The organism is Blastococcus sp. TML/M2B (assembly GCF_016612865.1).
Classification (GTDB): Bacteria; Actinomycetota; Actinomycetes; order Mycobacteriales; family Geodermatophilaceae; genus Blastococcus.
The window spans coordinates 805,169-828,900 of record NZ_JAENZZ010000001.1; the positions used below are offsets into that span (position 1 = coordinate 805,169).

Annotated in this window: 25 protein-coding genes and 2 pseudogenes; 14 read left to right on the top strand and 13 right to left on the bottom strand. The window is 74.3% G+C overall.

Annotated features, from left to right (window positions below; all coding sequences use genetic code 11):
• The first annotated feature begins 54 nt into the window (after positions 1 to 54).
• A complete protein-coding gene (locus JKP75_RS03925) occupies positions 55 to 939 on the top strand; it encodes an alpha/beta hydrolase fold domain-containing protein (RefSeq protein ID WP_200492780.1) in 885 nt (294 codons plus the stop codon).
• Between the two features lie 4 nt (positions 940 to 943).
• Here JKP75_RS03925 and JKP75_RS03930 read toward each other — a convergent pair whose 3' ends face one another.
• On the bottom strand, positions 944 to 1,198 hold the full coding sequence (locus tag JKP75_RS03930; protein WP_200489099.1) for an isochorismatase family protein: 255 nt from the start codon (positions 1,196 to 1,198) through the stop codon (positions 944 to 946).
• Between the two features lie 235 nt (positions 1,199 to 1,433).
• Here JKP75_RS03930 and JKP75_RS03935 point away from each other — a divergent pair, with 235 nt between their 5' ends.
• Positions 1,434 to 2,960: an adenylate/guanylate cyclase domain-containing protein gene (locus tag JKP75_RS03935; RefSeq protein ID WP_200489098.1), complete on the top strand. Its 1,527-nt coding sequence runs from the start codon at positions 1,434 to 1,436 to the stop codon at positions 2,958 to 2,960.
• 6 nt (positions 2,961 to 2,966) lie between these two features.
• Here the strand turns inward: JKP75_RS03935 and JKP75_RS03940 are convergent, their stop codons facing one another.
• Positions 2,967 to 4,028 carry a TrkA family potassium uptake protein gene (locus JKP75_RS03940; protein ID WP_200489097.1) on the bottom strand — a complete coding sequence of 354 codons (1,062 nt, stop codon included), beginning with the start codon at positions 4,026 to 4,028 and terminating at the stop codon, positions 2,967 to 2,969.
• Between the two features lie 99 nt (positions 4,029 to 4,127).
• Entirely contained in the window at positions 4,128 to 5,867 is a 1,740-nt protein-coding gene (locus tag JKP75_RS03945) for an AMP-binding protein (protein WP_200489096.1), read from the bottom strand.
• 94 nt (positions 5,868 to 5,961) lie between these two features.
• Between JKP75_RS03945 and JKP75_RS03950 the strand changes: the two genes are divergently transcribed.
• Complete coding sequence (locus JKP75_RS03950; protein ID WP_200489095.1) at positions 5,962 to 6,816, top strand: patatin-like phospholipase family protein; 855 nt, start codon at positions 5,962 to 5,964, stop codon at positions 6,814 to 6,816.
• 3 nt (positions 6,817 to 6,819) lie between these two features.
• Here the strand turns inward: JKP75_RS03950 and JKP75_RS03955 are convergent, their stop codons facing one another.
• Positions 6,820 to 8,391, bottom strand: a complete 1,572-nt coding sequence (locus tag JKP75_RS03955; protein WP_200489094.1) for a long-chain-fatty-acid--CoA ligase — start codon at positions 8,389 to 8,391, stop codon at positions 6,820 to 6,822.
• Positions 8,392 to 8,454: 63 nt separating this feature from the next.
• Entirely contained in the window at positions 8,455 to 9,096 is a 642-nt protein-coding gene (locus JKP75_RS03960; RefSeq protein ID WP_200489093.1) for a TetR/AcrR family transcriptional regulator, read from the bottom strand.
• 207 nt (positions 9,097 to 9,303) lie between these two features.
• On the opposite strand from JKP75_RS03960, the gene JKP75_RS03965 reads away from it, so the two are divergent.
• Positions 9,304 to 10,206 carry an enoyl-CoA hydratase-related protein gene (locus JKP75_RS03965; RefSeq protein WP_200489092.1) on the top strand — a complete coding sequence of 301 codons (903 nt, stop codon included), beginning with the start codon at positions 9,304 to 9,306 and terminating at the stop codon, positions 10,204 to 10,206.
• 39 nt (positions 10,207 to 10,245) lie between these two features.
• Here the strand turns inward: JKP75_RS03965 and JKP75_RS03970 are convergent, their stop codons facing one another.
• On the bottom strand, positions 10,246 to 10,761 hold the full coding sequence (locus JKP75_RS03970; RefSeq protein ID WP_200489091.1) for a MarR family winged helix-turn-helix transcriptional regulator: 516 nt from the start codon (positions 10,759 to 10,761) through the stop codon (positions 10,246 to 10,248).
• Positions 10,762 to 10,849: 88 nt separating this feature from the next.
• On the opposite strand from JKP75_RS03970, the gene JKP75_RS03975 reads away from it, so the two are divergent.
• The 5 genes and pseudogenes from JKP75_RS03975 (at position 10,850) to JKP75_RS22465 (ending at position 14,667) form a co-directional block, all read left to right on the top strand.
• Positions 10,850 to 11,410, top strand: coding sequence for a YceI family protein (locus tag JKP75_RS03975; RefSeq protein WP_200489090.1), 561 nt, complete (start codon positions 10,850 to 10,852; stop codon positions 11,408 to 11,410).
• A 182-nt stretch (positions 11,411 to 11,592) separates the two neighbouring features.
• Positions 11,593 to 11,940 carry a hypothetical protein gene (locus tag JKP75_RS03980; RefSeq protein WP_200489089.1) on the top strand — a complete coding sequence of 116 codons (348 nt, stop codon included), beginning with the start codon at positions 11,593 to 11,595 and terminating at the stop codon, positions 11,938 to 11,940.
• A 101-nt stretch (positions 11,941 to 12,041) separates the two neighbouring features.
• Positions 12,042 to 13,934 carry a translational GTPase TypA gene (typA, locus tag JKP75_RS03985; protein ID WP_200492781.1) on the top strand — a complete coding sequence of 631 codons (1,893 nt, stop codon included), beginning with the start codon at positions 12,042 to 12,044 and terminating at the stop codon, positions 13,932 to 13,934.
• 231 nt (positions 13,935 to 14,165) lie between these two features.
• Positions 14,166 to 14,282, top strand: a pseudogene (locus tag JKP75_RS22460) (hypothetical protein); the annotation flags it as partial.
• 67 nt (positions 14,283 to 14,349) lie between these two features.
• Positions 14,350 to 14,667 (top strand): DUF5994 family protein, encoded by a 318-nt coding sequence (locus JKP75_RS22465; protein WP_309229495.1) that lies wholly within the window; start codon positions 14,350 to 14,352, stop codon positions 14,665 to 14,667.
• Between the two features lie 75 nt (positions 14,668 to 14,742).
• Here the strand turns inward: JKP75_RS22465 and JKP75_RS03995 are convergent, their stop codons facing one another.
• From JKP75_RS03995 to JKP75_RS04015, 5 genes are all read right to left on the bottom strand, one after another.
• Positions 14,743 to 15,765, bottom strand: a complete 1,023-nt coding sequence (locus JKP75_RS03995; RefSeq protein ID WP_200489087.1) for a sulfite exporter TauE/SafE family protein — start codon at positions 15,763 to 15,765, stop codon at positions 14,743 to 14,745.
• Positions 15,766 to 15,992: 227 nt separating this feature from the next.
• On the bottom strand, positions 15,993 to 17,417 hold the full coding sequence (locus JKP75_RS04000; RefSeq protein ID WP_309229496.1) for an MFS transporter: 1,425 nt from the start codon (positions 17,415 to 17,417) through the stop codon (positions 15,993 to 15,995).
• A 10-nt stretch (positions 17,418 to 17,427) separates the two neighbouring features.
• Positions 17,428 to 18,429, bottom strand: coding sequence for an inorganic phosphate transporter (locus JKP75_RS04005; protein WP_200489086.1), 1,002 nt, complete (start codon positions 18,427 to 18,429; stop codon positions 17,428 to 17,430).
• Positions 18,430 to 18,434: 5 nt separating this feature from the next.
• Positions 18,435 to 19,052 (bottom strand): DUF47 family protein, encoded by a 618-nt coding sequence (locus JKP75_RS04010; protein WP_200489085.1) that lies wholly within the window; start codon positions 19,050 to 19,052, stop codon positions 18,435 to 18,437.
• A 107-nt stretch (positions 19,053 to 19,159) separates the two neighbouring features.
• The gene (locus JKP75_RS04015) at positions 19,160 to 19,723 is read right to left on the bottom strand and encodes a sigma-70 family RNA polymerase sigma factor (RefSeq protein WP_200492782.1); all 564 of its coding nucleotides are present in this window, start codon (positions 19,721 to 19,723) and stop codon (positions 19,160 to 19,162) included.
• A 114-nt stretch (positions 19,724 to 19,837) separates the two neighbouring features.
• Here JKP75_RS04015 and JKP75_RS04020 point away from each other — a divergent pair, with 114 nt between their 5' ends.
• Together JKP75_RS04020 and JKP75_RS23660 are read left to right on the top strand one after the other, a co-directional pair.
• Positions 19,838 to 20,482 (top strand): zf-HC2 domain-containing protein, encoded by a 645-nt coding sequence (locus tag JKP75_RS04020; protein ID WP_200489084.1) that lies wholly within the window; start codon positions 19,838 to 19,840, stop codon positions 20,480 to 20,482.
• Positions 20,483 to 20,526: 44 nt separating this feature from the next.
• Positions 20,527 to 20,805 (top strand): annotated as a pseudogene (locus JKP75_RS23660) (copper resistance protein CopC); the annotation flags it as partial.
• Between the two features lie 2 nt (positions 20,806 to 20,807).
• On the opposite strand, the gene JKP75_RS20465 reads toward JKP75_RS23660, so the two are convergent.
• Both JKP75_RS20465 and JKP75_RS20470 read right to left on the bottom strand, forming a co-directional pair.
• A complete protein-coding gene (locus JKP75_RS20465; protein ID WP_242472766.1) occupies positions 20,808 to 21,071 on the bottom strand; it encodes a hypothetical protein in 264 nt (87 codons plus the stop codon).
• Positions 21,072 to 21,113: 42 nt separating this feature from the next.
• On the bottom strand, positions 21,114 to 21,326 hold the full coding sequence (locus JKP75_RS20470) for a hypothetical protein (protein ID WP_242472767.1): 213 nt from the start codon (positions 21,324 to 21,326) through the stop codon (positions 21,114 to 21,116).
• Between the two features lie 53 nt (positions 21,327 to 21,379).
• On the opposite strand from JKP75_RS20470, the gene JKP75_RS20475 reads away from it, so the two are divergent.
• The 3 genes from JKP75_RS20475 to JKP75_RS04035 are packed head-to-tail and all read left to right on the top strand — an operon-like array spanning position 21,380 to position 23,726.
• The gene (locus JKP75_RS20475) at positions 21,380 to 22,261 is read left to right on the top strand and encodes a FixH family protein (RefSeq protein ID WP_309229497.1); all 882 of its coding nucleotides are present in this window, start codon (positions 21,380 to 21,382) and stop codon (positions 22,259 to 22,261) included.
• Between the two features lie 38 nt (positions 22,262 to 22,299).
• Positions 22,300 to 23,013, top strand: coding sequence for a YcnI family protein (locus JKP75_RS04030; protein ID WP_200489083.1), 714 nt, complete (start codon positions 22,300 to 22,302; stop codon positions 23,011 to 23,013).
• Positions 23,010 to 23,726, top strand: coding sequence for an SCO family protein (locus JKP75_RS04035; protein WP_309229498.1), 717 nt, complete (start codon positions 23,010 to 23,012; stop codon positions 23,724 to 23,726). Before JKP75_RS04030 ends, JKP75_RS04035 begins: the two co-directional genes overlap by 4 nt.
• Positions 23,727 to 23,732: the final 6 nt, after the last annotated feature.

Here is a 23,732-nt window from a genome sequence, read left to right on the forward strand (position 1 = left end):
CGGCCGCATAGGGTGCGCCGCACGCACGTCCGGCACGGGAGAGGATCCGCATCCATGGCCAGCCTGCAGATGCGCGCGATCTCCGTGGTCCTGCGGCTCACCCGCAAGCCGCGGATGGCAACGGTCGAGCGGGCGCGGAAGCGCATCGCCGAGCCGAAGGGCTCCACCGCGCCGCCGACGGCCCTGCTGCGCCGGCACCACGTGCGCACCCGCTCGGTGCAGGGGTTCCCGTGCACCACGGTGGCGCCGCGCGACGGGGGCACCGGCCGGGCGGTCGTCTACCTGCACGGGGGGTCCTACGTCAGCGAGATCGCGAAGCAGCACTGGGCGCTGATCTCGAAGCTGGCCGATGCCGGCGTCCGCGTCGAGGTGCCGCTCTACGGGCTGGGGCCGCAGCACACCTACCGCGAGGCCTATCCCTTCGTCACCGAGGTGTACCGCGAGCTGCTGGCCGAGGTCGACGCCTCGGCGGTCACCGTCGCCGGCGACTCGGCCGGCGGCGGTCTGGCGCTCGGCTTCGCCCAGACGCTGGCCGAGGCGGGCCTGCCGCAGCCGCGCCGGCTCGTGCTCCTCTCGCCGTGGCTGGACCTCACGCTGAGCCACCCGGACCTGCCGGCGCTCGAGCCCCGCGACCCGTGGCTGAACATCGACGGCACCGTGGAGGCGGGCAAGGCGTGGGCCGGCGGCGACGACCCCATCCAGCCCCGGCTCAGCCCGATCAACGGCGAGCTCGGCGGGCTGGCGCCGATGGAGGTCTACGTCGGCACCGCCGAGCTGTGCCTGCCCGACGTCCTCCTGCTCCAGGAGCGCGGCGCGGCCGCCGGTGCCGCGCTGGAGGTGACCGTCTGCCCCGGCGCGGTGCACGTCTACCCGCTGGTGCCCGCGCCCGAGGGCCGGTCCGCGGCGAAGCGGATCGTCGAGGAGATCGCCCGGGGCTGACCGGTCAGGCCGGCGCGAGCTCCACCTCCGCGGCCGGGGTCACCGCCGTCGCCCGGCCGGGCGCCTCGGTGTAGCGCCAGTAGGTGTTCGTGCAGGCGATCGCGTCCTCCGGCCCGATCGGCATGCCGAAGCGGCGGAGGTCCTCGGTGGTGTGCGCGTCCTCCACCAGCGTCGTGTCGTACCCGCGCACCAGCGCGCCGTGCAGCGTGGCGCGGATGCAGGCGTCGGTCTGCGCCCCGGTGACCAGCAGCCGGCCCACCCGCGCTCGGCCAGCCGCTGCTCCAGCTCGGTCTCCTCGAAGGAGTCGTCGAACCGCTTGTGCACCACCGGCTCGCCGTCCCTGCTTCCCCCGTCTCCCCGTTGATCATCGTCAGGTGGTCGGGCCCGACGGCGTGTCGACCAGCCTTATGACGATGATCAACGGGGGAGGTGGCGGTGAGCACGATCGGGGGACGGGGCGGAACCGGGATGCCCGGGGTGTCGTTGCGCAGGTCATGACCTCGGACGGGAGCCCGTGGCCGGTTCCGGTGGCCCGGGCCGCCGCGTGGGCGGAGTGGGCCCCCAGCGGCAGGTCCGCCGTCCCGTTCATCGCGCTGCTGGTCATCGTGGCGAACCTGGTGGGGGTCGGCACCGTCGTCCTCCTGCTCCTGGGCGTCGACGACGGCAGCGGGCGGACCGGCCGGACGGAGGTGCTCTGGACCGCGGTGGCCTACCTCGTCCTCGCCCTGCCGGCCGGCGGTCTCGCGGGCCTGCGGCGCCAGCGGTCCACCACGCGCTGGCTCCTGCAGCGCCGCGAGCCGACCCCGGCCGAGGCCGGGCAGGCGCTGCGCCTGCCGCTGGACGTCGCGCTCGTCGCCGCCGCGATCTGGCTGGTCGCCGCCGTGCTGATGTCGACGGTCGTGGCCATGCTCTTCCCCGAGCCGCTGGTGGGGCTGCGCGTCGCGGTGGTGGTGACGCTGGGCGGCGTCGTCACCGCCGGTGTCACCTACCTGCTCACCGCCCGCGCCGCGCGAGCGGTCACCGCGATCGCGCTGGCCGCGCACCCGCCGGTCGGCGCGCTGGTCCTGGGCGTGCGGCCGCGCCTGCTGCTCACCTGGGCGCTGACCAGCGGCGTGCCCATGCTCGGCGTCGTCCTGCTGTTCCTCGACCCGAGCGACCCCGACGGGCCGGGAGAGGCGGCGGTGGTCTTCCTCGTCGTCGTCGCGCTGCTCGTCGGGGCACTCGCGACGCTGCTGACCGCCCGCGCCGTCGGGCAGCCGCTGCGCGAGCTGCGCCGGGCGGTGCAGCAGGTCGGGCGGGGCGACTACGGCGTCGACGTGCTGGTGGACGACGCCGGTGAGATCGGGCTGCTCCAGGAGGGCGTGAACACGATGGTCGCCGGGCTCGCCGAGCGCGAGCGGCTGCGCGACCTGTTCGGCCGGCACGTGGGGACGACGGTGGCCCAGGAGGCGCTGCGGACCGGCGTGAGTCTGGGCGGTGAGGAGCGGGTCGTCGCCGCCCTGTTCGTGGACATCGCCGGCTCGACGTCGCTGGTGCGCCGCACCGGGCCCGAGCAGATGGTCGGCCTGCTCAACCGGTTCTTCGCCGTCGTCGTCGAGACCGTGGAGGAGGAGGGCGGGCTGGTGAACAAGTTCGAGGGCGACGCCGCGCTGTGCGTGTTCGGCGCCCCGACCGACCACCCGGACCCGGCGGGCGCGGCGCTGCGGGCGGCCCGGCGGATCTGCGACGCCGTCGCCGTGGCCGGCGAGGTCGACGTCGGCGTGGGCGTCGCCTGCGGCCCGGTGTGGGCCGGCCAGGTCGGGGCGGCCAGCCGGCTGGAGTACACGGTCATCGGCGACCCGGTGAACGAGGCGGCCCGGCTGACCGAGCTGGCCAAGGACCACCCCGGCCGCGCGGTCGCCAGCGGGCCGACGGTGCTCGGCGCCCCGCCCGATGAGCGGGAGCAGTGGGTCCGCGGCGCCGAGGTCACCCTCCGCGGGCGCGACGAGGCGACCACCACCTGGGTGCGCGCTCCCGCCTGAGCGGGATCAGGACTGCGAGAGGGGCTGAGCCGGCTTCCCCGGCTCGTGGGCCTTCACCACGACCAGGACGTCCTCGGGCTGGAGGGTGCCGATCAGCGGGTCGTCGAAGCGCAGGGTGCGGCCGCCGCGGGTGACCGACAGGACGATGTCGCGCAGGTCGCGCGGGCCCAGCCCCACCTCGCTGGCCTGCGCGGTGCGCTGGTGCAGGTCGAGGCCCTGCCCGCCGGTGACGAGGTCCTCGACCACCGACACCACCCGCGGCGCGTCCGTGGAGAGCCCGAGCAGCCGGCCGGAGGTGGCCGAGGTGGTGATGACGGTGTCGGCGCCGGACTGGCGGAGCAGGTTGGCGTTCTCCTCCTCCCGGACGCTGGTGGTGATCGGCACGCTCGGGTTCAGCTGCCGCACGGTGAGGGTGATCATGACCGCGGCGTCGTCCCGGTTCGCGGCGACGATGACCGCGCGGGCCCGCTCGACCGAGGCCCTGCGCAGCACCTCGGTGCGGCCGGCGTCGCCGACGATGCCGGTGAGACCGACGGAGTTCGCCTCGTCGATGGCGCGCGGCTCCGGGTCGACGACGACGATCTTGTCCGGGGGCGTCCCGTTGGCGATCAGCGAGCGGATGGCGCTGCGGCCCTTGGTGCCGTAGCCGCACACGATGACGTGCTGGCGCACGCGGGACCTCCAGCGGTGGATGCGGAACTCCTCCCGCGAGCGCGCGGTGAGCGCCTCGAGGGTCGTCCCGATGAGGACGATCAGGAACATGATCCGCAGCGGCGTGATCAGGATGATGTTGACCAGGCGCGCCTCGGGCGTGACCGGCGTGATGTCGCCGTAGCCGGTCGTGGAGAGGGTGACCGTCGCGTAGTAGGTCGCGTCGAGCAGCGAGAGGCCGACCTCGTCGCCGTCGCGGTAGCCGTCGCGGTCGAGGTAGACCACGAGGACGACGGCGACGAGCACGAGCGCCGCGATCCACACCCGGCGCAGCACCTGGCGGACCGGGGAGATCTCCTCGTGGGCGATGCGGACACCGGTGTGCTCGGTCTCGCTGCCCTCCCACTCGCTGCCCACGCCGCGGACAGTAGTGAGCCGCGGCGCCGGGCGCGCGCGAACCGCCCCGAACGGGTCAGGACCCGGTCGGGGCGGCTGCGGGTGGACAGGGGGTCGGCGTCAGCCGCCGACCTTCTCGCGCTCCAGGGCGGCGAGCTCGCGCTTGAGCACCTTGCCGGCGGCGGAGACCGGGATGGCGTCGATGAAGACGACGTCGCGCAGCCGCTTGTAGTGCGTCACCCGGTCGTTCACCGTGGCGAGCACCGACTCGAGGGTAAGCGCGGCGCCCGCGGCGTCGTCCTTGCGCACGATGTAGGCGACCGGCAGCTCGCCGGCCTCCTCGTCGGGGCGGCCGACGACGGCGGCACCGGCCACGCCCGGGACGCCGAAGAGGATCTCCTCCAGCTCGCGCGGGTACACGGTGTAGCCCTTGAAGATCAGCATGTCCTTGGTGCGGTCGACGATCGCCAGGTAGCCGTCCTCGTCGAGGATGCCGACGTCGCCGGTGTGGAACCAGCCGTCGGCGTCGATGACCTCCGCGGTGGCCTCGGGCCGTCCGGCGTAGCCGCGCATGACCTGCGGGCCGCGGATGCAGACCTCGCCGCGCTCGCCCTGCGGCAGGGCCTCGCCGGTCTCCAGCGAGCGGATGCTGATCTCGGTGTCGAAGACCGGCACGCCGACGGTGCCCGGCTTGCGTGTCCCGGAGAGGAAGGACGGGTTGCTCGTGGCCATCATCGTGACCTCGGTCAGCCCGTAGCCCTCGCCGATCTTGGCGTTGGGCAGCGTCGCCTTGAGCTTCTCGATCAGCGGGACCGGCAGGGGGGCCGCGCCGCTGGAGACGCCGCGCACGCCGGACCAGTCGCCCTCGGTGAAGGCGGGCACCTGGAGCAGCGCCACGAAGATCGGCGGCGCACCGCCGATCGAGGTGACGTCGTATCGGGCCATGTCCGCGACATAGGCGGCCGGGTCGAACCGGGCGTGGATGACCACGGTGGTGCCGCTGAGCACCATGCCGTTGAGGTAGCCGACGGCGCCCATCGCGTGGAACCAGGGCGTCAGGTTGATGATCCGGACGGTGCCCAGCGGCACCGGGTACTCCTCGGCGCTGCACACCTGGCGGACCGTGACGTCGCCGTGCTCGTCGAGCTCCGGCAGCGCGCCGTTGCTCCAGCACGCCGACTGCAGCACGTTGGTGACGACGTTGCGGTGCAGGATCTCGACGCCCTTGCTGACGCCGGTCGTGCCGCCGGTGTAGGCGAGGTGCGCCAGGTCGGTGTCCACGTCGACCGCGGCGTCGAGGTGCCGGTCGGTGGGGTCGCCGCCCAGCAGGTCGGCGGCGTCGACGTCGCCGTCGGCGAGGTCGAGGCGGGCGGTGAAGTCCCGGGCGTGCACGTCGCCGGTGACGATGACCGTCGTGACGGGGGAGGCGGCCAGTGCCGGGCGCACCAGCGGCAGCACCTGGTCCCAGGTGATCAGCGCGGTGGCGCCGGCGTCGGTGAGCTGCGCGGCGAGGTCGGCGGCCGGGAGCAGCGGGTTGGTGGGGGAGAAGGTCGCCCCCGACAGCATGATCCCGAAGTAGAGCGCCGGGTACTGCAGGCAGTTCGGGATGTGCAGGGCGACGACGTCGCCGCGGCCGATGCCGTGGTCGGCCAGCCAGCCGGCGACGGCGTGCGCCCGCTCGCCGAGCTCGGTGAAGGTGATCGGCCGGTCGTGCTGGATGAAGGCCGTCCGGTCGCCCCACCGCCGGACGCCCGCCCGGAGGATCGAGCCCACCGGCACCGCGGGGTAGTCCAGCGACCGCGGCAGCCCCGGGGGCCAGCTCGCGGTCGTCGTGTCGGGTGCCGGCTGCGGTGCGGTCATGCCCATCCCTTCGTGGCGGTGCTCCCCGGTCGGGACACCCCCGACAGGGTGGCCCACACCACACGGGCTGTCGAGCGTCTGTGACCATCAGTGGATGAGCGACCAGCGCACGGCCCTCGTCCTCGGCGGCGGCGGCATCACCGGCATCGCCTGGGAGATCGGCCTGCTGGCCGGTCTGGCCGAGGCCGGCGTCGACCTCACCACCGCCGACCTCGTCGTCGGCACGTCGGCCGGGTCGGTGGTCGGTGCGCAGGTGACAAGCGGCGCCGAGCTCGAGGCGATGTACGCCCGCCAGCTCGAGCCGCCGGCGCAGGAGAAGGTGGCGCGCATGTCGCGGGCGAACCTGGCCCGCTACGCCTGGGCGATGCTGGTCAGCCGCGGCCGCGACGAGGAGTTCCGCCGCCGGGTCGGGCAGGTGGCGCTGGCCGCGGAGAAGGCCGGGCTGACACCGACCGAGCAGGAGCGGCTCGACGTCATCGGCGGGCGGCTGGTCGGTCGCGACTGGCCCGAGCGGCAGCTGACCGTCACCGCGGTCGACGCCGCCACGGGGGAGTTCCGCGCGTTCGACCGCGACTCCGGAGTCCCGCTGGTCCAGGCGGTCGCCGCGAGCTGCGCCGTCCCGGGCGTCTACCCGCCGGTCACCATCGACGGGCGGCGCTACGTCGACGGCGGGATGCGCTCGGCGGCCAACGCCGACCTCGCCCAGGGCTACGACCGGCTGGTCGTGCTCGCCCCCATCGCGCGCGGCATCGGGCCGATCACCAGCGTCGACGCGCAGGTGACCGGGATGGTGTCCGCGCGGGTCGCCGTCGTCTCGCCGGACCAGGGCAGCAGGGCCGCGATCGGCCGCAACGTGCTCGACCCCGCGGCGCGCGCGGGGTCGGCGCGCGCCGGCCGGGCCCAGGCCGCGACGGTGCTCGAGCGGGTGGCCGAGGCCTGGACCGGCTGACCGCTAGACGACCGGCTCGGCGACCAGCGAGCCGGCGGAGTGCTCCTGGCGCAGCGCCGTCTTGAGCACCTTGCCGCTCGGGTTGCGGGGCAGCGCGCCGACGACGGAGTACTCACGCGGGTTCTTGTAGCGCGCCAGCCGCTCCCGGCACCACGCCGCGAGCTCCTCGGAGGTCGGCGGGTCCTCGGCGTCCCGCGGGGCGACGACGGCCAGCGGCGCCTCGCCGTACTTCGCGTCCGGGACGCCGATGAGCGCGACCTCGGCGACCTTGGGGTGCGCGGCGAGCACGTCCTCGACCTCGGCGCAGTAGATGTTCTCCCCGCCGGAGATGATCATGTCCTTCTTGCGGTCGACGACGTAGAAGTAGCCGTCCTCGTCCTGGCGCACGAGGTCGCCGGAGTGGAACCAGCCGCCGTGGAACGCTTCCGCCGTCGCCTCCGGCTTGCCCCAGTACTCCTTCATCACCATCGGGCTGCGGTAGACGATCTCGCCCACCTCGCCGCGGGGGACGTCCTGCATCGCGTCGTCCACCACCCGGACCTCGACGTTGAGGATCGGGGTGCCGATCGAGCCGATCTTGCGCACCGAGTCCTCGCCGCGCAGCAGGCAGGTGACCGGGCTGCACTCGGTCTGCCCGAAGGCGGTGATCACCTCGGCCTGCGGGAACGCCTCGATCAGCCCGCGCAGCAGCGTGGTGGAGGCCGGCGCCGCGCCCCAGGAGATCCGCCGCAGGTGCGAGAGGTCGCGCTCCGCGAGGTCGGGGACGGCGAGGACGGCGGCCCACATCGCGGGCACCAGGAAGATGTTGGAGACCTTCTCCCGCTCCATCATGTCCAGCGTCTCGGCCGGGTCGAACGAGCCGGACCGGATGATCACGTGCGTGCCGCCCAGCAGCAGCGGCGGCATCCCGCCGGCGAGCCCGGCGATGTGGAACAGCGGCGCGCCGGGCACGCCGACCCGGTCCTCGGGGTCCGAGCCGAGGGTGGCCAGCTGGCTGAACACGTGCATGAGCAGGTTGCGGTGGGTGAGCACCGCGCCCTTCGGCCGGCCGGTGGTCCCCGAGGTGTACATGAGGAAGGCCGGGTCCTCCTCGGCGACGACGACGTCGAGCGGCTCGTCGCCGGCGGCGGCCAGCGCGTCCTCGTAGTCCCCGCCGATCACCAGCGTGCTGGTCACCGACGGCGACTGCGCCCGCGCCTTCTCGCCGACCTCGGCCAGGGCGGTGTCGACGACGAGCGCCACCGCGCCGGAGTCGGTGAGCACGTAGGCGACCTCGTCGGGCACCAGCCGGAAGTTGACCGGGACGACGATCGCGCCCAGGCGCACGCCGGCGAGGTAGGCCTCCCAGGTTTCCATCCCGTTGAGCGCCAGCACCGCGACGCGGTCGCCCTGGCCGACGCCGCGCTCGCGCAGGGCGCGGGCCAGCCGGGTCACCCGCCGGTCGAGCTCGCCGTAGGTGCGGCCCGCCCCGTCGAAGCGCAGCGCCGTGGCGTCGGGGATCGTGCGGGCGTGCCGCGCGAGCTGGTCGCTCAGGGTCATGCCGCGGCCCTGCAGGACGGGGATCTCGACGGTCACGCAGTCTCCTCGGGGTGGGGCCGGGTGTGATCTGCGTCATGCTGGCCGGGACCGGCCGGGGGGTCAAGCCTCGGCGTCGAGGCCCAGCAGGCGGGCGGCCAGCCGCTTCCAGACCGGGAGGTGCGGATCGGTGGCCGCCGGCCGCTCCTCGAAGGCGTAGACGAGCGCCACCCCGCGCATGCTGGTGAACAGCAGCTCGGTGAGGTCGGGGTAGACCGGCGAGGCGGCGAACTCCGGGCCCCAGATGCCGTCGCCGACGGCGCTCATCGCCGCGCGCAGCCGGCCCTCGCCGCCGCGCAGCGCCGCGCGCAGGGCGGGGTCGGTGCGCGCCGCCGTCCACAGCTCGGCCGCCGCCCAGAACGGCGGCTCCTGGAACGTGGCCCACATGAGGTCGATGGCGCGGTCCACCCGCTCGCGGCCGGTGGGCCCGTCGGCCATGAGCGCCACCGAGCGCTCGCGCACCTCGTCGAGCTTCGTCGTCGCCAGGTGGTCGGCGGCGGCCACGAGCAGCTCGGCCCGCGAGGGGAAGTGGTGCAGCAGCCGGCCGCGCGAGACGCCGGCCCGCGCCTGGACCGCCAGGGTCGAGGCGCCGGCGTAGCCGTCCTCCACCAGGCAGGCGACCGCCGCGTCGAGGATCAGCAGCCTGCTCCCGGCGGTGCGCGCGGACCGGGACCGGGGCCCCGTCGGCTGCTCGAGGACGGTCATGGCTCGAACCTAGGCGCGGACGGCGGCTTCCGACAGTCACCGTTGACTGCCGTTCCTCACCGGTGCCAGGCTGCCCGCGACCCCGCCCCCGGACTTCCGGTACCGAAAGTCCGGTCGGGGGAGGGACTTTCGGTACCGAAAGTCCGGTCGGGGGAGGGACTTTCGGTACCGAAAGTCCGGTCGGCGGCGTGCGCACCAGGACGGGAGATGGCGTTGGAACTCACCGAGCTCCGCTACGAGGTCGCCGACCGGATCGCCACCGTGCACCTGCACCGACCGGACCGGCTGAACGCCTTCACGCCCACCATGGCCGCCGAGCTGACCCGGGTGGCGGCCGCCGCCGATGCTGACGACGACGTGCGCGTGGTCGTCGTCACCGGCTCGGGCCGCGGCTTCTGCGCGGGTGCCGACCTCTCCGGCGGGCCCACCAGCTTCGCCGACCGGCGGGACCGGGTGCTGCCCGAGGGTCCGCTGCGGCAGACGATCGGCGGCTACCGCCGGGACGCCGGCGGGGTCTCCGCGCTGGCCTTCGCCGCCCTCCGCAAGCCGGTCATCGCCGCGGTCAACGGGCCGGCGGTGGGCGTCGGCGCGACCCTCACGCTGCCCATGGACATCCGGATCGCCGCCGAGTCGGCGCGGTTCGGCTTCGTCTTCGGCCGGGTCGGCCTCCCACCCGAGGCTGCTTCGTCGTGGTTCCTGCCCCGGGTCGTGGGGATCAGCCAGGCGATGGAGTGGGTGGCCACCGGCCGGGTCTTCGACGCCGCCGAGGCGCTGCGTGGCGGGCTGGTCTCCCGCGTCGTCCCGGACGAGGAGCTGCTGCCGACCGCGTACGCCCTGGCCCGCGAGATCGTCGTCAACACCAGCGGGGTCGCCGTCGGCGCCGCCCGCCAGCTGCTGTGGTCGATGCTCGGAGCGCCGTCGCCCTGGGACGCGCACCGCGCGGACTCGCGCGCCGTCGTGGAGCTCGGCGAGGGCGCCGACAGCGCCGAGGGCGTGGCGGCGTTCCTGGAGAAGCGGCCGGCGGAGTTCACCGCGCCGCTCGGTGACGGCCCGATCGCCGGGGTGCCGCGCTGGCCGGCGCCGCCGCCGGACCTGGCGCCCGGCGACTGATCCGGTCGCCCCACCGCACCGCTCGGGAACAGGTGCTCGTCAGCGGAGGGGGCGCAGCGCGGTCTCGTCCAGGTGGGCGAGCAGCGTCTCGCCGAGGTCCCGCATGTTCTCGACCTGCTGCGGGCTGAGCTGGTCGAACAGGTGGGTGCGGACGCTCTCGACGTGGATCGGCGCGGCCGCCTCCAGTGCGCCGAACCCCTCGTCGGTGAGGACGGCGAGCTGGCCGCGACCGTCCTCGGCACAGGTCTGCCGGCGCACCCAGCCGCGCTCCTCGAGGCGGGAGACCGCGTGCGAGAGCCGGCTGCGGGAGGAGAGGCAGCGGTCGGCGAGCTCGCTCATCCGCATTCGGCGGTCGTCGGCCTCGGAGAGCGCCACGAGGATCTCGTAGTACGCGTGGGAGATGCCGGTGGCCTGGGTGAGCTCGCGGTCGAGGCGGTCCTGCAGCAGCTGCGCGCTGTAGAGCCAGGCCCGCCAGGCGCGCTGCTCGTCGGCGTCCAGCCAGCGGGCGGCGGCGGTCGGGACGCTGTCCGGGGCGGGCGACACGTGCGCGGTCATGCCGACATCCTACCGGCGGAATAGTTCAGCGCTCAACTACGCTAGGCTCGAGCAAGAAGGTCAAACGCTCAACGACATGGAGGACACCATGACCAGCACGCTCCGACAGATCCCCGGTTACGTCGTCGGCACCTGGGACATCGACGCCAGCCACTCGACCGTGGGCTTCTCCGTCCGCCACATGATGGTCAGCAAGGTCCGTGGCTACTTCCGCGAGTTCTCCGGCGTGCTCGTGACCGCCGAGGACCCGGCGCAGTCGTCGGTCACCGCCACGATCGACATGGACTCCATCGACACCCGTCAGGAGCAGCGTGACGCGCACATCCGCTCCGCCGACTTCTTCGACGTGGGCAACCACACCGTCATGACCTTCCGCTCGACGGCCGTCGTCGCCAAGGGCGAGGACTGGACCATCGAGGGCGACCTGACCCTCAAGGGCATCACCAAGCCGGTCACCCTGGAGCTCGAGCTCAACGGCTTCGGCCCGGACGCCTACGGCGGCACGCGCGCCGGCTTCAGCGCCAAGACCGTCATCTCCCGCTCCGCCTTCGGCGTCGACATCGACATGCCCATGGACGGCGGCGGCGTCGTCGTCGGCGACAAGATCAACGTCGAGCTCGAGATCGAGGCCGTGCTCCGCGCCGCCTGATCACCCCCGCTCTCCCCGAGAGGCCCCGGACGCATCGTGCGTCCGGGGCCTCTCGCGTCCTCCCTCACCGGAGCGCGTCCTCCCTCACCGGAGCGCGTCCTCCCTCACCGCACACCACGAGGGAGGAAGCGCCATGATCAGGTGACCTGATCCCAGCGGGGCGGGTCGGGGACACTGGGGGCATGACGACCAGCAGCCTCGTCCGCACCCGGTTCCCGTCCGCCGTCCTCGTCGCCGTCGGCCTGGCCGCCGGGTTCGGTCTCGCGCAGGGCACCGGCATCCGGGCGCTGGGCGGCGCGGTGTTCGCCGCCGCCGGGCTCGCGGCCGGGGTGCTGTGGCTGCGCCGGAGGGGGCCGGCCACCGCCGTCGCGCTCGCCGCCCTCTACGTCGGCGCTTTCGTGCTGGCCCACGTGCTGGCCATCGGGGTCGGGATGTCGGCCTGGCTGGCGGTGAGTCTGGTCACTCTGACCGCTGCGGGGGTCACCTTCGGGGTGGCCGATGCCCCGCGCGAGGGCTCGCCCGTCGGTTGAGCGACTACTCTGGGAAGGTCGCCGGGCCGGCGGCCGTTGAACGAGATGCCGCGCGCTGACGCAGCGGCGTCCCCCGAAACCCTTCTGAGGTGCCCTTCCGCATGCCCACCCGCGACGACCTGCGCAACGTGGCGATCATCGCTCACGTCGACCACGGCAAGACGACCCTGGTCGACGCCCTCCTCCGCCAGGCAGGCGCCCTCGGGCGCGCCAAGGGCGAGGGGACGGACAACGACACCACGCAGGACCGCGTGATGGACTCGATGGACCTCGAGCGCGAACGCGGCATCACCATCCTGGCGAAGAACACCGCCATCCACCTGGCCGACGAGAACGGCAACCCCGTCGTCGTCAACATCGTCGACACCCCCGGTCACGCCGACTTCGGTGGCGAGGTCGAGCGCGGCCTGTCGATGGTCGACGGCGTCTGCCTGCTCGTCGACGCCTCCGAAGGCCCGCTCCCGCAGACCCGCTTCGTGCTGCGCAAGGCGCTGGGCAAGGGGATGCCGGTCATCCTCGCGGTCAACAAGACCGACCGCTCCGACGCGCGCATCGCCGAGGTCGTCGACGAGTGCTACGAGCTGTTCATGGAGCTGATGGAGGACGCCGGCCTCGACGCCTCCGCCCTCGAGTTCCCGATCGTCTACTGCAGCGGCCGCTCCGGGAAGGCGTCGCTGACCCGCCCGGAGAACGGCGAGGAGCCCGACAGCGAGGACCTCGCCCCGCTGGTCAAGACGCTGCTGGACACCGTCCCGGCGCCGGTCTACGACGCCGAGGAGCCGCTGCGCGCGCAGGTCACCAACCTCGACGCCTCGCCCTACCTCGGCCGCCTGGCCCTGCTGCGCATCCACTCCGGTGAGATGAAGAGCGGCCAGCAGGTCGCCTGGTGCCGCACCGACGGCACCATCAAGAACGTCAAGATCACCGAGCTGCTGGTCACCGAGGGCCTCACCCGCACCCCGGCCGCGAGCGCCGGCCCGGGCGAGCTCGTGGCCATCGCCGGCATCGAGGACGTCATGATCGGCGACACCCTCGCCGACCCGAGCGACCCGCGCCCGCTGCCCCCGCTCACCGTCGACGAGCCGTCGATCTCGATCACCATCGGGATCAACACCTCGCCGCTGTCGGGCAAGTCGGGCAAGAAGCTCACCGCCCGCCTGATCAAGAACCGGCTCGACCAGGAGCTCGTCGGCAACGTGTCGGTCCGCATGCTGCAGACCGACCGCCCCGACACCTGGGAGATGCAGGGCCGTGGCGAGCTGGCGCTGGCCATCCTCGTCGAGCAGCTTCGCCGCGAGGAGTTCGAGCTCACGGTCGGCCGGCCCACCGTCGTCACCAAGACGATCGACGGCAAGCTGCACGAGCCGGTCGAGCGGGTCACCATCGACACCCCCGGCGAGTACGTCGGCACGCTGACCCAGGCGCTGGCCACCCGCCGCGGCCGCCTGGAGAACCTGGTGCACCACGACACCGGCTGGGCGCGGATGGAGTACATGGTCCCGTCCCGCGGGCTCATCGGGTTCCGCACCGAGTTCCTCACCGAGACCCGCGGTACCGGCGTCCTCAACCACAACCTCGAGGGCTACGAGCCGTGGCTGGGCGACATGCGCGCCCGCCCGACCGGCTCGCTGGTCGCCGACCGCCAGGGCGTGGCGACGACGTACTCGATGTTCTCGCTGCAGGAGCGCGGCCAGCTCATGGTCCAGCCCGGCACCGAGGTCTACGAGGGCATGATCGTCGGTGAGAACTCCCGTCCGGACGACATGGACGTGAACATCACCAAGGAGAAGAAGCTCACCAACATGCGCAAGAGCACCTCCGAGGAGCTCGAGCGCCTGGTGCCGCCGCGGATCCTGAACCTGGAGCAGGCGCTGGAGTTCTGCGCCGAGGACGAGTGCGTCGAGGTCACCCCGGCCACCGTCCGCATCCGCAAGGTCGTGCTCGACCAGACCGAGCGCGGCAAGGCGAAGAACAAGAAGCCCAAGCCCGTCTGATCGACCGGCTCACGGAGGGCCCCCGGCGCATCGCGCCGGGGGCCCTCCCTGCTTTCCCCGAGAAGAGCCGAGGGGGAGTGGTCGGGAGGTCACGAATCGTGATGACCGGCCGCAGGGGTGCGGCGCGCCGGTCGTGTGGTCCGTGGGGCGGGTGTGTCGCGACGCCTACGTTCTCCTCGGGGTCATGGGTCATGACTCCGGGGGACGAGTGCACGAGAGGCGGCCGCACGCATGACGACGATCACCCGAACGGCTCCGGTGGAGAACAGCTTCCGGGGCGGGATCGATGTCCGGGTGAGCCTGCGGGAAGGCGCCGGTGACGGCGGCTCCGCCTTCGACGGCGCGTGGTTCCCGCGCAGCCACGACCTCGAGGCCGAGCTGCCCGAGCTCATCCGCCGAGCTCGACCGCCGCGGGGTGCGGATCGAGCGCTTCACCTACTCGCTGGACGCCTGGGACCGGCCCACCGCCCGCAAGCTCGTCGTCCGCGACCGCGTCGTGCGCACCGGCGGCTTCCGCAGCATGGACCCGCTCGTGGTCTGCCTGACCTGGGACGGCGGCGCCCGGCGCGCCGACCTGCTCGTCGTGCCGCCGGAGACCGACGTCCTCACCGGCGCCCGCGCGCTGCGGCTGTGCACCCGCCGCGGGCTGCCCCGCTCGCCGCAGATGGTCCTGGCCGCCGCGCGGTCCACGCCGCTGCCGCAGGTCCCGCAGGCGTACCGCCGGGCGGTCTGAGCGCCCCCAGGACGAGGCGAGGCCCCTCCCGGCAGTGCCGGGAGGGGCCTCGCGTGCGTCGTGCGGGGAGCGGCGTCAGTCGCGCGGGGCGCTGGGCCGGCCGGCGGGCACCGGCTCGACCGCGGACTCGGCCACCTCGACGACGACGTTGCGGTCCCCGGCAGCAGCCGCGGCCGCCTCGCTGACCGCGGCCGCCTCGGCTTCGGCGGTGAGGGCGTCCGCGGACTCGAGCGCGGCCTCCTGGCGGTACTGGCGGAACGAGTGCGTGACCGCCAGCGCCCAGATCACGTAGAGCACCGCGTAGACGGCGTAGCGGGTGGCGTCGTCGGCGTCGATCCAGTCGCTCTTGAGCAGCGTCCGGGTGTTGGTCAGCACGATGAGGCCGCCGACCAGCGAGCCGAGCATCCGCGGCGGGATGTGCCGCACCAGCCAGGCCGCGAGCGGCGCGGCGATCGAGCCGCCGATCAGCAGGGCGGCCACCCAGGTGAAGTCGATGCCCTGCGAGCCGAGCGCGAAGAGGAAGCCGAGGCTGGCGGCCAGCGCGACGAGGAACTCGGCGGTGCTCACCGAGCCGATGACCTTGCGGGGCTCCATCCGTCCGCTGGCCAGCAGGGCCGGCGTGCCGACCGGCCCCCATCCGCCACCGCCGGTCGCGTCGACGAAGCCGGCCACCAGGCCCAGCGGGCCGAGGAAGCGCGTGCGGACCGGCTTGCCGAGGTTGCGCCGGTTGATCCCGCGGAGGGTGAACCGGATCAGCAGGTAGATGCCGAGGGCCAGCAGGATGAGCGACATCACCGGGGCGGCGACCTCGGTGGACAGGTTCGACAGCACGGTGGCGCCGGCGAAGGCGCCGACCGCGCCGGGGATGCCGATCTTCGCGACGACCTTCCAGTCGACGTTGCCGAACTTCCAGTGCGCGAGGCCGGAGGTCAGCGTGGTCCCGATCTCCGCGAGGTGGATCGTGGCGGAGGCGGCGGCGGGGCTGGTGCCGATGGCGAGCAGCAGGGTCGACGACGTGGCGCCGTAGGCCATGCCGAGGCTGCCGTCGACGAGCTGGGCGCCGAGGCCCACGAGGGCGAGCAGGACGAGCGTCTTCACGGGAACGGACTCCGGGTCGCGAGGAGGGGCGCGGGCGCGCGGGGGCCCACGGGAGAGCGAGTACGAACGGCGCCGGGTACGGCGCGGGAGGTCAGCGGCCCGGACAGGCGGCGGTGCAGACGCGCAGCAGGTCGACGTGCAGGCGGCTCACCAGGAGCAGCGTCGTCGGTCGCGTCACGGCGCTATGTCTACCAGACCGATGCACTTAGGCGTACGGCCCGTTCCGGTCAGTGGGACGGCTCGCGCAGGAGGTCGTTGCGGATCGTCATCCACGCCCCGGCTGCCCCGACCGCGAACAGGCCCGCGCACACGGCCATGGCCGCCCGGTAACCGCCGGTGAGCGCCTCGGGGTCGACGTAGTCCGCGCCGGAGAGCCCCACGACCACGGGGAGCGCGGCGACCGTGAGCAGTTGCGCGGCGCGCGCCACCGCGTTGTTCACGCCGCTGGCCACCCCGGCCAGGGCGTCGGGCGCCGCGCCCAGGACGCTGGCGGTCAGCGGCGCCACGGTCAGCGCCATCCCCAGCCCCTGCAGGACGGTGCCGGGCAGCACCTCCAGCCAGTACGGGCTCCCGCCGTCCACCCCGACCAGCAGCAGCGTGCCGACGGCGACGGTCAGCGGGCCGGCGCTCATCGGCAGCCGCGGCCCGATCCGGGTCGCCAGCGCACCGGCGCGGGGGGACAGCAGCGTGATCAGCAGGATGGTCGGCAGGGTCGCGGCCCCCGCCGCGGTGGCGCCGTAGCCGAGCACGCCCTGCAGCTGGAGCACTAGGAACAGCGAGCTGCCCCCGAGCGCCCCGTAGACGGCCAGGGTGGTCAGGTTGGCGCCGGTGAACTGCCGGTCGGCGAACAGCCGCGGCGGCAGCATGGGGGAGGGCGTGCGCCGCTCGCGGACGACGAACAGCGCCCCGGTACCGGCCGCGACGACGGCGGAGACGACGACGGCGGGGCCGCCCTGCTCGCCGGCGGTGATGAGCGCGTAGGTGAGCGCGCCGAGGGCGACCGCACCCAGCAGCGCGCCGGGGGCGTCGAAGCGGCCGTGCGGGCCGGGGTCCCGGCTCTCGGGCACGTGCCGCCCGGCGACGGCGACGACGAACAGCGCCAGCGGCACGTTGAGCAGGAAGACCAGCCGCCAGCTGACCAGGTCGATGAGCGCGCCGCCCAGGAACGGCCCGACCAGCCCCGCGACGCCGGACAGCGACGACCACACCCCGATCGCGGGCGCGCGGTCGCTGGGGCGGAACGAGGCCTGGATGAGCGCGAGGCTGCCCGGGGTCAGCAGCGCGCCGCCGACGCCCTGGAGCGCGCGGGCGGCGATCAGCTGGCCCGGGGACTGCGCCAGCCCGCAGAGCAGCGAGGCGGCGGCGAACCAGGCGACGCCGACGAGGAAGACCCGCCGCCGCCCGTAGCGGTCACCGAGCGAGCCGCCGAGCAGGATCAGCGCGGCCAGCGGCAGCGTGTAGCCGTTGATGATCCACTGCAGGTCCGACAGCGACGCGCCGAGCTCGCGACCCAGCGTGGGCAGGGCGACCTGGACGGCGGTGGCGTCGAGGAACGCCATGCCCGAGGCGAGCACCGTGGCGCTGAGCAGCCACCGGCCCGACGCCGTCCCCAGGGCGACGGTGGACGGAGCGGCGTCAGCGGGCCCGGCCACCGGAGGGGTCCTAGCCGACCGCGAAGTCGGTGATGAAGAAGGCGACGGCGGCGACCGCGGCGGCGGCCGGCAGGGTCACGACCCAGGCGACGACGATGTTGCCGGCCACGCCCCAGCGGACCGCGGACAGCCGCCGCGTCGAGCCCACGCCCATGATCGAGGTGGTCGTGATGTGCGTCGTCGACACCGGGACGGCGAAGACCGTCGCGGTCGTGACCATCACGCCGGACGCCACCGTCTGCGCGGCGAAGCCGCCGGCGGGCGTGAGCTGGATGATCCCGCGGCCCAGGGTGCGCATGATGCGGAAGCCGCCGGCGTACGTGCCGGCGCTGATGGCGCCGGCCGCGGCCAGCACCACCCAGAACGGGACGGTGAAGTCGTCGATCTCGCCGGCGGTGAACAGCGCCAGCGTGATGATGCCCATCGTCTTCTGGGCGTCCTGCATGCCGTGGCCCAGCGCCATGGTCGCCGAGCTGATGATCTGGGCGTACCGGAAGTTGCGGTTGGCCCGGTGCTGGTTGGCGCGCCGGAAGGTCCAGAGGATCGTCAGCATGAAGAGGTAGCCGAGACCGAAGCCGACCAGCGGCGACACGATCATCGGGATGACGACCTTGTCCAGGACGCCCATCCACTGCACGGAGTGCGCCGCGGCCAGCGCCGCACCCACGAGGCCGCCGATCAGCGCGTGGGAGGACGACGACGGGATGCCGTACCACCAGGTGATCAGGTTCCAGACGATCGCGCCCACCAGTGCGGCGAACACGATCTCCAGCCCGTTGTTGCCTTCGGGAGGGTCGATGATCCCGGCGCCGACGGTCTTGGCGACCTCGGTGGAGAGCAGCGCCCCGACCAGGTTCATGACCGCCGCGAGGGCCAGGGCGACGCGCGGGGTGAGCGCCTTGGTCGACACCGCGACGGCGATCGCGTTGGCCGCGTCGTGGAAGCCGTTGGTGTAGTCGAACGCCAGCGCCACCACGACGATGATGATCAAGCCGAGGAAAGCCGCATCCATGCGGCTCAGGACTCCTTGACGGCGATCGTCTCGACCACGTTGGCGACGTGTTCGAAGTGGTCGGCCGCCTCCTCGAGCTGGTCGGCGACCTCCTTGAGCTTGAGGATCTCGAGGGCGTCGAACTCGCCGCTGTAGAGCCGGGAGAGCAGCCGCCGGTAGAGCTTGTCGGCCTCGTTCTCGATCCGGTTCACCTCGATCCAGTAGTCGGAGAGGTCCTTGAGCGTCCTGAGCCGGGGCATCGCCTCGGCGGTGACCTGCGCGCAGCGCTGCAGCAGCGCGGCCTGCTGGCTCATCTCGGCCGGGAGGGTGCCGAGGCCGGTGAGGATCACCAGGTCGGCGGCGGCCTCGATGGCGTCCATGACGTCGTCGAGGTAGCTGGCCAGGTTGTAGATGTCGTCGCGGTCGAACGGCGTCACGAAACTGGTGTTGAGCTGCCGGAAGATCGCATGGGTGGCCTGGTCGCCGACGTGCTCCAGCTCGCGGAGCTGGACGGCCAGCTCGGCGCGGCGCGCGTGGTCGTGGACGAAGTCGCCGAGGACCTCGGTCGCCTGCACCAGGTTCTCCGCGGAGGCGGTGAACAGGGGGTAGAACGTCGAGTCCTTGGGCGTCAGGCTGAAGGGCACGCGGGGCTCCGATTCGGTGTGGGCACCGGTCGCCGCCGCACGGGGGTGGACACACGACCGTCCGGCATCCTAGGTCGCCCCCCGGTCACCTCTCCGACACCGGGGCGTCACCTGTGAGCGACGTCGCCCTCCGCGCCGTGGTCCTCCACCCGGGCGAGCGAGCCGACCAGGTCGGCCCGCCCGCGGGCCACGCGGGAGCGGATCGTCCCGACCGCGCAGCCGGCCACCTCGGCGGCCTCGGCGTAGGACAGGCCGAGCAGCTGGGTGAGCACGAACGCCTCGCGGCGGTCGGGCTCCATCCGGGCCAGCAGGTCGGCCACGCCGGCGCCCTCGCCCACCGGGTCGGCACCCCCCGCGGCGGGGAGCGCGGCCAGGTCGACGTCCTCGGTGACGAACGCCTGGCGACGGCGGCGCCGGCTGCGGACGGCGTCGGCGCAGGTACGGCGGGCGATGGCGAGCAGCCAGGTGCGCAGGGAGGACCGGCCCTCGAAGCGGTGCAGCGAGGAGAACGCGCGCAGGTAGGTCTCCTGCGTGAGGTCGTCGGCCGTGCCCGGGTCGCCGAGGGCGGCGCAGAGCCGCCAGACGTCGGACTGGGTGGCCCGGACGAGGGCCGCGGCGGCGAGGGGGTCGCCGGCGGCGGCGTCGGCCGCGAGGGCGTCCAGCTCGTCCATGCCCCCATCCTCCCGCACCGCGGGCCGGGGGAGGGCGGAGGGCGGACCGGGGCCAGGTCGGGTGTGAGGGAGGTCTCGGGAACTCCGGAGGGGGCTCGCGCGACGCAAGAGGACATGCCGTGCTCCCCCTACCGCGAGGCGGTCTCCGCGCGCCTGGACGGCGAGCCCCTCGGGATGCCCGCCCGCGCGCTCGAGGACCACCTCGGCGTCTGCAGCGCCTGCGCCGCCTGGGCGGACCGGGCCGCCCTGGTCACCCGCCGCGCCCGGCTCGCTGCCGCGCCGCCGGTCCCGGACCTCACCGCCGACGTGCTGGCCGCGCTGCCCCGCGAGCTGCCCGGTGCGGCTCCGGCCGCCCGCGCGCGGCTGGTGGGGACCGCGCTGCGGTTCGCGCTGCTGGTCGTCGGCGTCGCGCAGGCCGGCATCGCCTGGCCGGTGCTGGTGACCGGCGTCGGCGCCATGAGCGCACCCGCGCACATGGCGCACGAGACCGGCGCCTGGAACCTCGCCGTCGCCGCGGCGCTGCTCGCCGTCGCCGCCCGCCCCGGGCTGGCCGCCGGCGCGCTGACGGCGCTGGGCTCGCTCGCGGTCCTGCTGGTCCCGGTCACGCTGGCCGACCTGGGGGCCGGGCACGTGCACCTCGACCGCGCCGTCGCCCACCTGCTGCTGGTGGCCGGCGCCCTCCTCGTCGCCGTCGTGGCCTGGCGCGGTTCGCGCCGGCGCCTCTCGCCGGCCGTGCCCGGGCGGCGGTTGGCCGCGTGACCGCTGCCGTCCGCGTGCCGGGTCGCCGCGCCGCGGCCCTGCTCGTGCTGCTGGCCGGATGGCTGCTCGCCGCGCTCGTCTCGGCCGGGCCGGCCGCCGCGCACGCCACCCTCGTCTCCACCGACCCCGCCGAGGGCTCCCGGCTGGACGCCGCGCCGTCGGAGGTGACGCTCTCGTTCAGCGAGGGCGTCTCCCTCGGCGCGGGCTACGCGCGGGTGCTCACCGCCTCCGGCGACGAGGTGGGCGGCGGGGAGCCGTCGGTCGACGGCGACGAGCTGCGCATCCCGCTCCCGGGCGACCTGGGCGACGGCGGCTACCTGGTCACCTACCGGGTCGTGTCGGCCGACTCGCACCCCATCTCCGGGGCCTTCTCCTTCGTCGTGGGCGAGGGGGAGCTGGTCCCGGCCGGCGTCGGCGCGGGGGAGGCCGACGCCGATCCGGTGGTGGCGGCGCTGCTGCCGGCCGTGCGCGCGATCGGCTTCGCCGGCACCGCGCTCGCCGTCGGCGTCCCGGTGCTGGCGCTGCTGTGCTGGCCCGGCGGCTGGGCGTCGCCGCGGCTGCGCCGGCTCGCGGGCGGGGGAGCGCTCACGGTCGCCGGTGCCGCCGCCCTGTCGTTCCTGCTGCAGGGGCCCTACTCGGCAGGGACGGGGGTGGGCACGGTCTTCCGCCCGTCGCTGCTCTCCGCGACCGCCGCCTCGGGCACCGGCTGGTCGCTGCTGGCCCGGATCGTGCTCGCGCTCGCCCTGGCCGCGGCGCTGCTGCCGGCCTGGCGCTCCGGGCGCGCCCCCGAGCCGCCCGCACTGGCGGGCGGGGCGGTGTTCGCCGGGGGGCTCGTCGTCGCCACGGCCCGCCACCGGGCACCCGGTCGCCGGGCCCTGGCCGCTGCTGGCGGTTGCCGTGGCGACCGTGCACGTGGCGGCGATGGCGGTCTGGCTCGGTGGGCTGGCCGGCCTGCTGGTCGGCCTGGTCCGGCCCGGCCCGGAGGCCGCCGACGTGGCCGACGCGATGCCGCGCTACTCCCGCCTCGCGTTCGCCGCCGTCGCCGCGCTGGTGGTCAGCGGGATCATCCAGGCGGTGCGCGAGGTCGGCTCGCCCACCGCGCTGCTGGAGAGCACCTACGGCGGGCTGCTGCTCGTCAAGGTGCTGCTCGTGCTCGTCGTGCTGGGCGCCGCCGGGGTCTCCCGCGTGTGGGTGCAGCAGCGGCTGGGCGTGCGCCCGGCCCGAGCGGCGAGCCGTCCCCGGGTGACCGCGCAGGCCTTCGCCGCCGCCGCCGCCGAGGACGACGACGCCGCCGCCCGCGGGCGGGTGCAGCAGGAGAACGCCGTCGAGCACCTGCCCTCGCTGCGCCGCTCGATGCTCGTCGAGGTGGCCGTGGCCGCCGTCGTCCTGGCGCTGTCGGCCGTGCTGGTCGGCACGCCCCCGGCCCGCTCCGCGGTCGCCCAGCCGGTCGACGTCACCCTGCCGCTCCAGGGCACCGCGGGGGAGGCGGGCAGCGTGCAGGTGTCGGTCGACCCGGCGCTGGCCGGGTCGAACGTGCTGCACGTCTACCTCTTCGACGAGGACGGCCGCCCCACCCAGCCCGTCGGCATCGAGGTCTCGCTCACCGAGGAGGCCCAGGACATCGGGCCGGTCGACGTCGAGATCGCCGGCGCCGGCCCCGGCCACTACACGGCCGACGCCATGACCATCCCGAAGGCGGGCACCTGGACCCTCACCGTGACCCTGCGGCTCGACGAGTTCACCGCCACCCGGGCCAGCACCGACTTCCCGGTGCGCTGACCGTGATCCACCCCGTTCCGAACAGGAGACCCGTGTCCATGTCCCGTCCCCTCTCCCGGCTGGCCGTCGTCCTCGCGGCCGCCCTCGTGGCGCTCGCCGCGTCCGTCACCGGGGCCTCCCTGGCGTCGGCGCACGTCACGGCGGCCTCCGCCGACGCCGCGCCCGGCGGGTACGGGAAGGTCGTCTTCCGCGTGCCCAACGAGAGCGACACCGCCAGCACCGTCGGGCTGCGCATCCAGGTGCCGGCCGAGGCGGCGCTGGCCTCGCTGCGCGTGCAGCCGGTGCCGGGCTGGACGGCCACGCTGACCAGCTCCGAGCTGCCGGAGCCGCTGGAGGCGCACGGGCAGGAGATCACCTCCTACGTCTCGGTCGTGGAGTTCCGCGCGACCGGCCCCGGCATCGCACCCGGGGAGTTCCAGGAGTTCGCGCTGTCGGGCGGGCCGTTCCCCGACGCCGACGAGCTGACCTACCCGACCGTGCAGTCCTACAGCGACGGCACCGAGTCGGCCTGGATCGAGCCGGCGGTGGACGGCGAGGAGCCCGAGCGGCCCGCCCCCGTGCTGTCGCTGGCCGCCGACAGCGGCGCCGACGGCGCGGGCGGGGACGAGTCGTCCACGGAGTCCGCCGCGGAGAGCGGGTCCGACGACGGCACCGCGACCGCGGCGCTCGTCGTCGCCGTCATCGCCCTCGTGGGCGCCGTCGCGGCGGTCGTCCTCGGCCTCCGCGCCGGCCGTCGTACCGTGGCTCCGTGAGCCGATCCGTCCTGCGCCGTGCCCGCTCCCGCTGGGCCCCCGCCCGCCGGCTCCCCGCGGGTGCGGCGCTGCTGCTCGCCGCGGGGGTGGCCCTCACCGGCTGCGGCGGGTCCTCGGCCGAGGAGCCGTCGTCGCAGGCCGAGGGCGGGCACGACCACTCCGGCAGCGAGCCGCCGGCCACGGTGGAGGGGCCGGACGAGGTGTACGCCGGGTTCGACCTGGCCGAGCCCTACCGGCGGCCTGCGTTCACGTTGACCGACACCACCGGCGCGGCCTACGACTTCCGCGCCGAGACCGCCGGGCGCCCGACGCTGCTGTTCTTCGGCTACACGAACTGCCCTGACGTCTGCCCCACGACCATGGCCGACCTGACGGTGGCGCTGCGCACCGTGGACCCGGCGATCGCCGAGCAGGTGCAGGTCGTGTTCGTCACCACCGACCCGGCGTTCGACACCCCCGAGGTGCTGGGGAAGTACCTGGCGCAGTTCGACGCCGACCTGCCGGTCCGCTACGTCGGGCTGACCGGTGACCAGCAGACGATCGAGCAGGCGCAGCTGTCGGCGGGCGTTCCGCTGGCCGAGGACGAGGGGCGCCTGCACTCGACGCTGCTGCTGCTGTACGGCGCCGACGACGAGGCGAACGTGGCCTTCGACACCGGGAACACTTCCCGCGACATCGCCGTCGACCTCGGGCTCGTCGTCGACGGGCGCTGACCGCGC